9 protein-coding genes are annotated in these 12,911 nt (G+C 55.6%); 8 read left to right on the top strand and 1 reads right to left on the bottom strand.

Annotated features, from left to right (window positions below; all coding sequences use genetic code 11):
* Positions 1 to 82: 82 nt before the first annotated feature.
* From MKY58_RS13905 to MKY58_RS13890, 4 genes are all read left to right on the top strand, one after another.
* Positions 83 to 973 carry an ABC transporter permease subunit gene (locus tag MKY58_RS13905; protein WP_212951018.1) on the top strand — a complete coding sequence of 297 codons (891 nt, stop codon included), beginning with the start codon at positions 83 to 85 and terminating at the stop codon, positions 971 to 973.
* Between the two features lie 15 nt (positions 974 to 988).
* Complete coding sequence (locus MKY58_RS13900; protein ID WP_212951020.1) at positions 989 to 1,876, top strand: carbohydrate ABC transporter permease; 888 nt, start codon at positions 989 to 991, stop codon at positions 1,874 to 1,876.
* A 30-nt stretch (positions 1,877 to 1,906) separates the two neighbouring features.
* The gene (locus MKY58_RS13895; RefSeq protein WP_339320803.1) at positions 1,907 to 3,184 is read left to right on the top strand and encodes a Gfo/Idh/MocA family oxidoreductase; all 1,278 of its coding nucleotides are present in this window, start codon (positions 1,907 to 1,909) and stop codon (positions 3,182 to 3,184) included.
* 479 nt (positions 3,185 to 3,663) lie between these two features.
* A complete protein-coding gene (locus MKY58_RS13890) occupies positions 3,664 to 4,005 on the top strand; it encodes a DUF1801 domain-containing protein (RefSeq protein ID WP_339320802.1) in 342 nt (113 codons plus the stop codon).
* Here MKY58_RS13890 and MKY58_RS13885 read toward each other — a convergent pair.
* Entirely contained in the window at positions 3,984 to 4,241 is a 258-nt protein-coding gene (locus tag MKY58_RS13885; RefSeq protein WP_339320801.1) for a hypothetical protein, read from the bottom strand. The genes MKY58_RS13890 and MKY58_RS13885 overlap by 22 nt on opposite strands.
* A gap of 276 nt (positions 4,242 to 4,517) precedes the next feature.
* On the opposite strand from MKY58_RS13885, the gene thrS reads away from it, so the two are divergent.
* The 4 genes from thrS to MKY58_RS13865 all read left to right on the top strand — a co-directional run bounded on the left by thrS (position 4,518) and on the right by MKY58_RS13865 (position 12,810).
* Positions 4,518 to 6,431 carry a threonine--tRNA ligase gene (gene thrS, locus MKY58_RS13880; protein WP_339320800.1) on the top strand — a complete coding sequence of 638 codons (1,914 nt, stop codon included), beginning with the start codon at positions 4,518 to 4,520 and terminating at the stop codon, positions 6,429 to 6,431.
* Positions 6,432 to 6,614: 183 nt separating this feature from the next.
* The gene (locus tag MKY58_RS13875; RefSeq protein ID WP_339320799.1) at positions 6,615 to 10,493 is read left to right on the top strand and encodes a collagen-like repeat preface domain-containing protein; all 3,879 of its coding nucleotides are present in this window, start codon (positions 6,615 to 6,617) and stop codon (positions 10,491 to 10,493) included.
* Positions 10,494 to 10,613: 120 nt separating this feature from the next.
* Positions 10,614 to 11,078: a DUF1259 domain-containing protein gene (locus MKY58_RS13870; protein WP_339320798.1), complete on the top strand. Its 465-nt coding sequence runs from the start codon at positions 10,614 to 10,616 to the stop codon at positions 11,076 to 11,078.
* Positions 11,079 to 11,103: 25 nt separating this feature from the next.
* Positions 11,104 to 12,810 (top strand): thiamine pyrophosphate-binding protein, encoded by a 1,707-nt coding sequence (locus MKY58_RS13865; protein WP_339320797.1) that lies wholly within the window; start codon positions 11,104 to 11,106, stop codon positions 12,808 to 12,810.
* The last annotated feature ends 101 nt before the right edge of the window (positions 12,811 to 12,911 follow it).

Here is a 12,911-nt window from a genome sequence, read left to right as displayed (position 1 = left end):
AATGATGTGATGAAACGGGAGGAGGAGCCTGATGGATGCCGGCGATTCCTCCCGTTTACGATTTGAACGGGGAGGTCCATCTGTGAGAACGCTGAAAAAGGAATATTTGCTTCATATCATGCTGCTGCCCGGCGTGATCGTCACGCTCATTTATGCTTACGGGCCCATGGCCGGCCTGGTGATGGCATTCCAGCAATTCGAGCCGCTTTCCGGCTTTTTTCATTCGAAGTTCGTCGGGTTCGACAATTTCAAATACGTTTTTAATATGCCGGATTTCAAGCAGGTGCTATGGAATACGGTATTGATCGCCGTCATTAAAATGGTGTTGTTTCTGCTCGTCCCTCTGATCCTTGCGCTGCTGCTCAATGAAGTCACCAAGCGCTGGTTTTCCCGGTTCATCCAATCGGCCGTGTTCCTGCCGTTTTTCCTGTCCTGGACCGTGCTTGGCGGCGTCATCATCGAGCTGTTTTCGCTGAGCGGTCCCGTCAACGGGCTGCTGGCGGCGATGGGTCTGAAGCCGATCATGTTCATGCTGGATAACGAGTGGTTCCGCGGCATCGTGATCGGGTCCGACGTCTGGAAAGGGATGGGGTATAACATGATCGTTATGCTGGCCGCCATTACCGGCATCAACGCGACCCTTTACGAAGCCGCCGAAGTGGACGGTGCGGGACGATGGAAGCAAATGATCCACATTACGCTTCCGGGCATGGCACCGATCCTAATTTTGCTTGGGGTGCTCAGCCTCGGCGGCATTTTGAATGCGGGCTTCGAACAAATCCTGATCATGTATAACCCGACCGTTTACGAAGGGGCGGATATCATCGATACGTTCGTTTACAGGCTGGGGATGTTCAGCCAGCAGTTCGGACCGGCCGCCGCCGTCGGATTGTTCAAATCCGTCATTTCCCTGGTTCTGGTGTCCGTGACCTATTACGCGGCTTACAAATACAACAATTATCGGATCTTTTAAACGGGAGGCAGAGAGATGCATAAACCTACGATCAGCAGAAGGATTTTCGTCATATTCAATACGGTGCTGCTAACGGCGATCACGCTTCTCGGCATTATTCCGTTTATTCACCTCCTCTCGGTGTCCCTCAGCTCGAATACGGCGGCCATGGCGGGGGAAGTCAAGCTTTGGCCGGTCGGCTTCAACTTCGATGCTTACCGTTACCTGGGGGAAAAAGTCGAGTTCTTCCGTTCGCTGGGCGTATCCGTCGAGCGGGTGGTGCTGGGGACGGCCGTCAACATGTTTTTATGCTTCGTGACGGCGTACCCGCTGTCGAAATCGGTGGACCAGTTCAAATTCCGGACGGTATATGTGTGGTTTTTCGCGATCACGATGTTTTTTGGCGGCGGGCTGATCCCGACGTATATCATCGTCAAAAATACGGGATTGATCGACTCTATCTGGGCCTTGATTTTGCCGGGAGCGCTTAACGTGTGGAACATGGTGCTGATGCTGAACTTCTTCCGCACCATTCCGCGCGAGCTGGACGAGGCCGCGACGATCGACGGCGCGGGGCACTGGAGAATTTTGTGGCGGATATATTTGCCGGTGTCCTTGCCGTCCATCGCGACCATCGGGTTGTTCACGATCGTGGGGCATTGGAATTCTTGGTTTGACGGCATTTTGTACTTGAACTCGCCGGAGAAATATCCGCTGCAAACCTATTTGTCCACGCTCATCATGTCGATCAATTCCCAGATGACTTCGGTATCGATCGAACAGATCAAAGCGATGGAGAACCTGAGCGAAAAAACGCTGCAGACGGCGCAAATTTTCATGGGGGCGCTGCCGATCATGGTCGTATATCCGTTTTTGCAGAAATATTTTGTTAAAGGCATGACCGTCGGAAGCGTCAAAGAATAAGCGAATTTGGCTAAGGAGCGGAGTTATCGGATGAAAAAGGTTAGAGTTGCATTAATCGGGGCGGGCCTTCGCGGCATCAACTACATGGACTATGCGCTGCAGCATCCTGCCGAGCTGGAGGTCGTTGCGGTCGCGGAACCGGTCCGTCAGCGGAGGGAAAACTTCAAAGAAAGGCATGGTCTGGCGGAGGAGATGTGCTTCGAGCATTGGGATGATTTGCTCGCGAAACCGAAGCTCGCGGATGCGGTGCTGATCTGCACCCAGGACAAACAGCATTTCGAGCCGACGATGAAGGCGCTGCAGGCGGGATACCACGTGTTATTGGAAAAGCCGATGTCGCCTGATCCGGAAGAATGCATTCGGATGGGCGAAATGGCTTCCAAGGCCGGACTCGTGTTTTCGATTTGCCACGTTTTGCGGTACACGCCGTTTTTCAGCACGCTCAAAGAGCTCCTCGATAAAGGCGCGATCGGCCGGTTGATGTCGATCCAGCACAATGAAAACGTGGGGTATTGGCATCAGGCGCATAGCTTCGTGCGGGGCAATTGGCGGCGGAAAGACGAGTCCAGCCCGATGATTTTGGCCAAATCCTGCCACGACCTGGATATATTGCTGTGGCTTGCGGGTTCGGATTGCGTCAAGGTTTCTTCCTTCGGTTCGCTGAGCCATTTCACGGCTTCGGAAGCGCCGGAGGGGGCTCCGCTGCGATGCCTGGACGGATGTCCGGCGGCGGACGAGTGCCTGTATTATGCGCCCAATATCTATTTGACAGAGGACACGAATTGGCCGACGTCGGCGATCAGCGACGATATGAGCTACGCCGCCCGCTACAAAGCGTTGGAGGAAGGGCCGTATGGCAGATGCGTGTACCACTGCGACAACGACGTCGTCGATCATCAGGTCGTGAATTTAGAGTTTGCGAGCGGGGTGACGGCCGCTTTTACGATGAGCGCGTTCACGAGAGATATCAGCCGCACGATCAAGCTGATGGGGACAAAAGGCGAAATCCGCGGAGCGATGGAGAAAAACGAAATCGAAATCATCCATTTCGGCAGCGGTAAGGTCGAACGCATCTCCTTTGAAGACATGGGCGGTCACGTCGGACATGGCGGCGGCGATCTGCGCCTCGTGAAGGATTTTCTGAAGCTCGTGCGCACAAACGGCGCTAGCCAAGGTTTGACATCGGCAGATGCCTCGGTTCAAAGCCATTTGATGGCATTCGCCGCGGAACAATCCCGGGTCGAAGGGACGATCATCGGTCTTCAGGAGTTTAAGGAAAGGTACCGCGCAAAAGAAGAAGCGAATTAAATTTTTTAGATCGAAACCTGCCGAGCATTAAGCGTTCGGTAGGTTTTTTTGGATTGGCCAGGACGTCCGTGTCAAAGGAAGAAGGACTTTGCGCCAAATGACCTTCATCCGGATATCCGGAACTTTTTAAGAACAGACGGCGCAGGGAGATGCAGGAAACAGTCCTGTTTGCTCGAAATAAATAAAACGCTTTGAAAATGGAATCGTCTAATGATTTTTTTGAAAAAAAATCGTTTGATGCGTCGATTGAGCCCTTGGAGCGGGCGAAAAAGGCTCCCGTTCCAAAAGGACGGGGCGAAGCGGAGATTGAGCTGCGTCAGCTGTCGGATCGGAAAGAAACCTGTCATGATCCTAACATCATGGCGATGGAAACAAATTTGAGGGAGCATATTTAACCCGGAAGTTATGCAACCATCCAGATTCGGTGCACGAACAGGGTCCGAACGGACTTATATTCCCTAAGCAGAGGAGAATATCATATGAGCCAGGAAGTATCGGATTTTATTGATGCAATCAAGGAATCGTGGCAAAAGGAATTGGCAGCCCGGCTGCGCGAGGTTATTCGTCAGGCCATTCCGGACGTTCAGGAACGGATCCAGTACAAAAAGCCCCATTTTTTGAAAAACGGGAAATATGCGGCGGTCATTTCGACTTCGAAGGATGCCGTTAGTTTTACGATTTTTAATGCGACCGAACTCGATCTTCCGGAAGGCCTTTTTGACGGTCCGCCGGAACGAAAAACGTTGAAGCTGCGCCAAGGTCAAGGCTTTGATCCGGAGCAGCTGCAAGCCTGGGTCGGTCAAGCTTCTTCGGCTTTGTAAAAATCATTTGAAAGCGTCAAATATGTAACACATATATGACGCAAAGATTGCATCGCAGACGAGCTGCGGTGCTTTTTTTTTGGGAGCAAACGGAAATCAAGGGCTTGACATTTATTTCGGTCTGTGATTTGATTATAGCCATAATTCAACATTTGGCTTTGATCAAAGACATGACTTCCTGCACGAGCTGCCCAGAGAGAGAGGTTCCGGCTGAAAGCTTCTCCTGAAAACGGCATGAAGTTACCCCTTTGTAGCTGTGGCGTTGAACCCGCTTTTGCATCACGGAGCGGCAGTAAGCGGCACCGCCTGATCCCCGTTAACGGATTCCAATGAGAACCTGCAATTTCAACTTTGGCCTGCGGCCGAGGCTGGTTGACGGCAGGTTGAATTAGGGTGGAACCACGAGATGAACGCACTCGTCCCTTGAGGATGAGATGCGTTTTTTTGCGTTCATAAATGGAGTTTTGAAGTCGCCAAACGTAAACCAATTCAAAGGAATGGAGGTCAGAACAATGGAGATTCAAGTAACGCTGCCAGACGGTTCGATAAGGAGGTATCCGCAAGGCACCACGGTGGAACAAATCGCCGAATCCATCAGCATCGGACTGAAGAAAAAAGCGATCGCAGGCAAAATCGAAGGCAAGCCCGTCGACCTGAACCATGCGCTCAAAGCGGACGGACGGGTGGAAATCGTCACCCTGGACAGTCGGGACGGGCTTGAGATCTACCGTCACAGCACGGCGCATCTGATGGCGCAGGCGATCAAACGGCTGTATGGCGAAAAGGAGGTCAAACTCGGCATCGGTCCGGTCATCGAAGACGGATTCTACTACGACATCGATATCGAGAAGCCTTTAACGCCGGATGACCTTGCTGCGATCGAAAAGGAGATGGCTAACATCGTGCAGGAAAACCTGCCGATCATGCGCCGGGAGGTCAGCAGGGAGGAAGCCGTCCGAATCTTTGAAGAGCTCGAAGATCCGCTGAAGCTGGAGCTGATCCGCGATCTGCCGGAAGATGTGGTCATTTCGATTTACGACCAAGGAGAATTTTTCGACTTATGCCGCGGGCCTCATCTGCCATCCACGGGCCGAATCAAGGCATTCAAGCTGCTGAACGTTTCGGGCGCCTACTGGCGCGGAAATTCCGACAACAAGATGCTGCAGCGCATATACGGAACGGCATTTCCGAAGCAAGCACAGCTGGAAGAGCATCTTCATTTTCTTGAGGAGGCCAAAAAACGCGATCACCGCAAGCTGGGCAAGCAGCTGGAGCTGTTCATGTTTTCGGATGAAGCGCCGGGCATGCCGTTTTTCCTGCCGAAAGGGATGACGATCCGCACGGAGCTTGAAAACTTCGCAAGGGAAATGCAGGGGAAAAGGGGCTACGACGAAGTCCGGACGCCGCTTATGATGAACCAGCGGGTGTGGGAACAATCGGGACACTGGGATCATTACAAAGACAACATGTACTTCACGAACGTCGACGACACGAAATATGCGCTGAAGCCGATGAACTGCCCGGGACATATGCTGATTTTCAAAAACAAGCTTCGTTCCTACCGCGATCTGCCTTTGCGCATTTCGGAGTTCGGACAGGTGCACCGTCATGAATTTTCGGGAGCCCTGAACGGCATGCTGCGGGTACGGACGTTTTGCCAGGACGACGCCCATCTGTTCGTGCTCCCGAGCCAGATCGAAGAGGAAATCGGCAGCATCATCGAGCTGATCGACAACATGTATCAAGTGTTCGGCTTTGAATACAAAATCGAGCTGTCGACGCGTCCGGAGGACTCGATGGGTTCGGATGAGCTCTGGGAAGAAGCGGAGCGGGCGCTGCAAAACGTGTTGGACCGCCGCGGCATCGATTACCGCATCAATGAGGGGGACGGCGCGTTTTACGGGCCGAAAATCGATTTTCACATTTTGGACGCGCTCAAGCGAAGCTGGCAGTGCGGCACGATTCAGCTGGATTTCCAAATGCCCCGAAAATACGATCTCACTTACGTTGGCGAGGATGGCGAGAAACACTGTCCGGTTGTCATTCACCGTGCGGTGTACGGCTCGATCGACCGGTTCATGGGCATGCTGACGGAGCATTACGCCGGAGCCTTCCCGCTGTGGTTGTCCCCCGTTCACGCGAAGCTGCTGCCCGTGTCGGAGAACTACGTCGATTACGCTTTCGAGGTCAAACAATCGCTTGAAGACGCCGGCATTCGGGTCGAAATCGATATCCGGAACGAAAAGTTGGGGTATAAAATCCGGGAAGCCGAAATGATGAAGGTCCCTTACATGCTCATTCTCGGCGAAAACGAAAAAAATTCCGGCGGCGTGTCCGTGCGGAAAAGGGAAGCAGGCGACCTGGGAGCAAAAAGCATCCCGGAGATCATCTCTATTATTAATGAAGAAATCGCTGCAAAAAAATAAGGATTTCACTGCTCCTTCACGTCATGTGGGGGAGCGTTTTTTTGGTTGTGCCGGGAAAAAGGGGAGTCACCCTTTCTGGGCAAACGGCATAGGGTGGAGTAACGATTGGTTTTAAACGTTTTCGAAATACCCTGCATGGAACGTACAAGCTTTTGGAGCATCGATCGTAAAGGGGGGGGATAAATGAGTATGAATGAAAATGAAGGGTTCGGTGTCATTCCGATTACCCGGCAGCAGACCGAAAAGCTCATCGGCCTCTTGCTGCGCATGCTTCAAACGGTCCCTCCTGCGCTGCTCAGGCAAAATCCGGTATCGATTGCGGCTTTGAAGGACGTGCTAAAGCTTCTTCAAATCTTTGTTACGGATTCCGATTTTCCCGTCAGAGACAAAGCCCGTCTGCAATCGACGCTAGAGCTGGCGATTACGATGTGTGAGGCGGTGCCGGTTTCAGGAGCAGGGATTCTGATTAACCTCCAGGAGAATCTGGATGACCTTTTATCCACGATCCTGCTGCTTCATGTCTCACGGAAAATCAAAGATACGTTGGTCGATCTGATCAGGAAAATCCAGCGTTCGATATCCGACATTCTGTCCTCGGTTGCGCTTGGGGGCACCGGAACGCCCGGGGAAATCGGCGTATCTGGTCCGCCCGGGCCACCGGGTCCTCCTGGCCCACCCGGGCCTGCCGGACCGGCAGGCGATCCCGGTCAAGTTGGTGCGACTGGCCCGACGGGGCCGACAGGAGCGGGGTTCTACGGGATTCTGCCGTTTGATCCTGAACAAAGCCGGTTTTATCCGCAGGGACAAATCGTTACTTTTCATGGAAGTACGTATATCGCTAACGCGGCTTCGCCGGCAGGCATACCGGGAAGTTCGCCCGATTATACGCTTCTGGCTGCAGCGGGCGCGACGGGTGAAGCAGGAGCCACGGGACCGACGGGAGCGGCCGGCGTTGCCGGCCCGACAGGCGCTATGGGAGAGCCGGGAGCTATAGGAGAGACGGGTCCCACCGGTGCGACGGGCGCAACGGGTGCGACGGGTGCGACGGGCGAGACAGGAGCCAGGGGCGCAACAGGGGCAACGGGGGCAACAGGCGATGCGGGTGCGACGGGTGCCACGGGTACTACAGGCGCAACGGGAGCAACGGGTGCGACGGGAGGGATGGGTGCTACAGGTGCAACAGGCGCAACAGGCGGCACGGGAGCCACAGGAACGACAGGAGCAACGGGAGCGACGGGAGCAACGGGCGAGGCAGGAGCAACAGGAGCAACAGGAGCGACAGGCGACACAGGTGCAACGGGCGCAACAGGAGCTAAGGGCGCAACAGGTGCCACAGGCGCCACGGGCGAGACAGGAGCGACGGGAGCCACGGGTGCAACGGGAGCAACGGGCGAGGCAGGAGCAACAGGAGCAACAGGAGCAACGGGTGCTACAGGAGCGACAGGCGACACAGGTGCGACAGGGGCAACGGGAGCGACGGGTACTACAGGCGCAACGGGCGAGACAGGTGCAACCGGGCCAACAGGTGCTACAGGAGCGACGGGGGCTACAGGAGCGACAGGCGACACAGGAGCAACAGGAGCCACGGGAGCCACAGGAGCAGCAGGAGCAACAGGAGCTACAGGTGAGACAGGAGCGACGGGTGCTACAGGTGAGACAGGAGCGACGGGTGCTACAGGAGCGACAGGCGACACAGGAGCGACAGGTGCAACGGGAGCTACAGGTGATACAGGAGCCACCGGAGCAACGGGTGAAACGGGTGCAACGGGAGCGACGGGAGCAACGGGCGAGGCAGGAGCAACCGGGCCAACAGGTGCTACAGGAGCGACGGGGGCTACAGGAGCGACGGGTGCTACAGGAGCCACAGGCGCAACTGGGCTAACGGGTGCCACAGGAGCAACAGGAGCTACAGGTGAGACAGGAGCGACAGGGGCAACGGGTGCTACAGGTGCAACCGGGCCAACAGGAGCGACAGGTGCAACGGGTGCAACAGGCGCAACGGGTGCTTCAGGAGCAACCGGGCCAACAGGAGCAACAGGCGACACAGGAGCTACAGGCGACACAGGGGCGACGGGCGTAACAGGAGCGACAGGTGCAACGGGAGCAACAGGCGCGACAGGAGCAACAGGAGCAACAGGAGCGACAGGCGACACAGGTGCAACGGGCGCAACAGGCGCTACGGGCGAGACAGGAGCGACAGGAGCAACGGGCGCTACAGGTGCGACGGGAGCCACGGGTGCAACGGGAGCTACGGGCGAGACAGGTGCAACCGGGCCAACAGGTGCTACAGGCGCGACAGGAGCAACAGGAGCAACAGGAGCGACAGGCGACACAGGAGCGACAGGTGCAACGGGTGCCACAGGAGCAACAGGAGTTACAGGTGAGACAGGAGCAACAGGAGCCACGGGTGCTACAGGTGCAACAGGTGATGCGGGAGCAACGGGAGCTACAGGAGTGACAGGCGCTACAGGTGCGACGGGAGCTACGGGCGACACAGGAGCAACAGGAGCTACAGGTGAGACAGGAACAACGGGGGCAACGGGCGAGACGGGAGCTACAGGAGCAACAGGAGCGACGGGGGCTACAGGAGCGACAGGCGACACAGGAGCGACAGGAGCAACGGGGGCCACAGGAGCAATGGGAGCCACGGGCGACACAGGAGCTACGGGTGCAACGGGAGCTACAGGAGCAACGGGTGCCACAGGAGCGACAGGCGCAGCGGGAGCAACGGGAGCAACGGGTGCGACAGGAGCAACGGGAGCAACGGGGGCAACGGGCGAAACAGGAGCAACGGGAGCAACGGGGGCCACAGGGGCCACGGGAGCTACAGGAGCCACCGGAGCAACGGGTGAAACGGGTGCAACGGGAGCGACGGGCGCAACGGGTGAGGCAGGAGCAACAGGAGCAACAGGAGCGACAGGCGACACAGGTGCAACGGGCGCAACGGGAGCGACGGGCGCAACAGGTGCCACGGGCGAGACAGGAGCGACAGGAGCAACGGGCGAGACGGGAGCGACAGGCGCAACAGGCGGCACAGGAGCGACGGGCGCAACAGGCGCTACAGGCGCTACAGGAGCGACGGGTGCTACAGGAGCAACAGGAGCGACAGGAGCAACGGGCGAGACGGGAGCGACAGGCGCAACAGGCGGCACAGGAGCGACGGGCGCAACGGGTGAGGCAGGAGCAACAGGAGCAACAGGAGCGACGGGCGAGACAGGAGCAACAGGAGTGACGGGTGATACAGGTGCGACGGGAGCTACAGGAGCGACGGGAGCTACGGGCGAGGCAGGTGCAACGGGGGCGACAGGAGCTACAGGTGCTACAGGAGCAACCGGGTCAACAGGAGCAACAGGCGACACAGGAGCTACAGGCGACACAGGGGCGACGGGCGCAACAGGTGCGACAGGAGCAACGGGAGCAACGGGAGCAACAGGCGCGACAGGAGCAACAGGAGCTACAGGAGCTACAGGCGACACAGGGGCGACGGGTGCTACAGGCGCAACAGGAGCAACAGGCGACACAGGAGCAACAGGAGCCACAGGCGCAACTGGGCTAACAGGTGCCACAGGAGCAACAGGCGCGACAGGAGCAACAGGAGCAACAGGAGCAACAGGCGCGACAGGTGCAACAGGCGCTACAGGAGCGACAGGGACCAGCGTGACCGAAAATCACGCATTTGCGGCCAATACGTCCGGCACCGTCATCGCTGTAATTTTAGGCGGAACAAACGTATCGTTCCCAAACGCGCAGGATATCGGACCAGGCATCACGATAAATGCGGCCAATAATACATTTACCGTCGCCAATGCAGGAAACTATTATATTTCATATTCGATCAACCTGAACGTTTCTTTGCTGGTCAGTTCCCGCATACTAATCAACGGAAGCGCCGCACCGGCCTCAACGATATCGCCCGCAGTCGGCACGACTTCCTTCCAAACAAACGTGATTACGCCTGTTCCTGCAGGGGCAACCATAAGCATTCAGCTGTTCGGCGTGCTAGCAACCGCAACGCTCACGACCACCACGCCGACTAATGTTACGATCATACGATTAAGTTGACCCTCCCTGAGGGAGTCAGGCAAAAAAGCAAAAAATCCTTATTGCCAAAAGCAATAGGGATTTTTTGCACTTTTTCGTAAAACAATAAGCTAAAATCCCAAACTTGGAGGAATGGACAAGATGAAAAAAATCTTTTGGTTCATGGCTGCTGCATTTTTGCTGCTCGTCCCGTCGGGCCCCGTCCTGGGGGCTGAAACGCCAGATTGCCAAGTATTCGACAAAGTCTTTAACACGGAATTGAAGCATGAAAACGGCGTGTGCAAATTAGGGATTACCCGCAAAAATATCAAGGTTTCAAACTTGGGAGTGCCGCTATCTCCGGAAGAAATCGAACTTTCATTCGGCGCGAACTTTGAAAAGGTAGGCGATAAAACGGCGGTGATCGGGGAGTTTGCGCTTCTCGGCAACGAGGTGAATCCCGTCATCGATGCGCTCCGCAAAGGGAACATCAACATATCCGCCTTACATAACCACCTCATCGGCGAAGAGCCGCGTATCCTGTTTCTGCATTTCCAAGCGCTGGGGGATGCCGAATCGCTGGCCAGGACGGTGAAAGAAGCGATTAACGCAGCTGCCGGACACTAAAAAAGGAAGGAGCCTAAAATCGCCGATGGCACAACAAGAGCACAACAACCGAGATCTAGAATCAATGCGGCCAAAAACGTTGGGTGAATATCTTTTGGACTGTTTGAAGCAGGAGGGACTGACGGACATTTTCGGCGTGCCCGGAGATTACAATTTCTCTCTGCTGGATGCGATCGAACGGTACGCCGGACTGCGATTCATTAACGGACGCAATGAGCTGAACTCCGGATATGCGGCAGATGCTTATGCGAGAATCAGAGGATTGTCCGCGCTCATCACCACGTTTGGCGTCGGCGAAATGAGCGCCTGCAACGCCGTTGCCGGCGCCTGCAGCGAGCATGTGCCCGTGATCCATATCGTCGGCTCGCCGCCGGATGCGGCACAGAAGCAGCACAAGCTGATGCATCATACGTTAATGGACGGCAATTATGACGTATTCCGCAAGATGTATGAACAAATCACGGCCTATACGGCCGTACTGACGCCCGAAAATGCCATGCGGGAAATCCCGAATGCCATCCGGATCGCCAAGGAAAAAAAGCAACCGGTGTATCTCGTCGTTGCCGACGATTTGGTCGCCAAGCCGGTGGTTATGCGCCAAGAAGCCAACCCGGCGAAAACCAATTCGAGTCCCGAAGCGCTGCAGACCGCCGTCGATCACATCACCCGGATGTTAATGCAGGCTCAAAACGCAATCCTTTTAGTGGACGTCAAAACGATGAGGTTCCATTGGGAACCATACGTACGCAAACTTGCGGAGTCGCTGAATTTGCCGGTTGCGTCCACGTTGTACGGCAAAAGCGCGTTCGACGAATCGCATCCGCTTTTTATGGGCATGTATGGAGGAGCCTTCGGCCGTCAGGACGTCCGCAGCCTCGTGGAAAACGCGGATTGTGTCATCGCAGCCGGCTTCGTGGAGGCGGACGGCAATACCGCGAATTTTACGGCCAAACTGGACCCGCTCCGGCTTATTGACATTCAACCCTCGAAGGTTAAAGTGGGTCTCGCGGAATATCCCAACGTGATGGCGGAGGATCTGTTGCTCGCTTTGCAAAACATCGGGTGGAAACAGCCGGGAACGCCAACCAAAGGGCCCGGACCGTACGACGCCGTTACAGGCAATCCGGATGATGCGCTTCAGGTGGCTTCCTACTATCCCCGGTTTCAACGGATGCTCAAAGAAGGGGATATCGTGATTGCGGAAACGGGAACATTTTATTACGGCATGAGTCAGGTTTCGCTCCCGGGCGACACGCTGTTTATCGGGCAGGGAGCTTGGCAATCGATCGGTTACGCCACGCCTGCAGCCTATGGAGCATGCATTGCGGCCCCTTCGCGCAGGGTCCTGCTTTTCACGGGCGACGGCTCCTTGCAGCTCACGGCCCAGGAAATCAGTTCCATGCTGTATTACGGCTGCAAGCCGATCATTTTCGTGCTCAACAATGACGGATATACGATCGAAAAATATTTGAACGCAAAGACCGAAAACCAAACCTATAACAACATCCCGAACTGGTCCTATACGAAGCTTGCGGAAGCCTTCGGCGGGGAAGCTTTTGCCGTTACGGTTCGAACCAATCAAGAGCTGGATGACGCGATCTCCCGCGCTGAACAAGAATGCGCCAGCAAAATGTGCATCATCGAGCTGATGGCGGGCGACCCGATGGATGCTCCGGATTACATGCGCAACATGCGCAACGATTTGGAGCAGCGGGAAAAACTGAAAAAATAATTCACTTAGACCAAAACTGTACACCCGTTTTGTTTCTTGTTATAGTAAACGAAAACGGGTGTTCGCATTTTTGCGGAACCTATGAACGACGGGGGAGAAAA

This window comes from Paenibacillus sp. FSL W8-0194, from assembly GCF_037969745.1.
Taxonomy (GTDB): domain Bacteria; phylum Bacillota; class Bacilli; order Paenibacillales; family Paenibacillaceae; genus Paenibacillus_AQ; species Paenibacillus_AQ cookii.
The sequence above is the reverse complement of the archived record's forward strand: the minus strand, read 5'-3'. Positions and strand labels throughout refer to the sequence as shown.

Bases quoted from the DNA above. Each gene is read 5' to 3' on its own strand.
- MKY58_RS13900 (WP_212951020.1), top strand. From the start codon at position 989: ATGCATAAACCTACGATCAGCAGAAGGATTTTCGTCATATTCAATACG.
- thrS (WP_339320800.1), top strand. From the start codon at position 4,518: ATGGAGATTCAAGTAACGCTGCCAGACGGTTCGATAAGGAGGTATCCG.
- MKY58_RS13865 (WP_339320797.1), top strand. From the start codon at position 11,104: ATGGCACAACAAGAGCACAACAACCGAGATCTAGAATCAATGCGGCCA.
- MKY58_RS13890 (WP_339320802.1), top strand. From the start codon at position 3,664: ATGAGCCAGGAAGTATCGGATTTTATTGATGCAATCAAGGAATCGTGG.
- MKY58_RS13885 (WP_339320801.1), bottom strand. From the start codon at position 4,241: ATGCCGTTTTCAGGAGAAGCTTTCAGCCGGAACCTCTCTCTCTGGGCA.
- MKY58_RS13875 (WP_339320799.1), top strand. From the start codon at position 6,615: ATGAGTATGAATGAAAATGAAGGGTTCGGTGTCATTCCGATTACCCGG.
- MKY58_RS13895 (WP_339320803.1), top strand. From the start codon at position 1,907: ATGAAAAAGGTTAGAGTTGCATTAATCGGGGCGGGCCTTCGCGGCATC.
- MKY58_RS13870 (WP_339320798.1), top strand. From the start codon at position 10,614: ATGAAAAAAATCTTTTGGTTCATGGCTGCTGCATTTTTGCTGCTCGTC.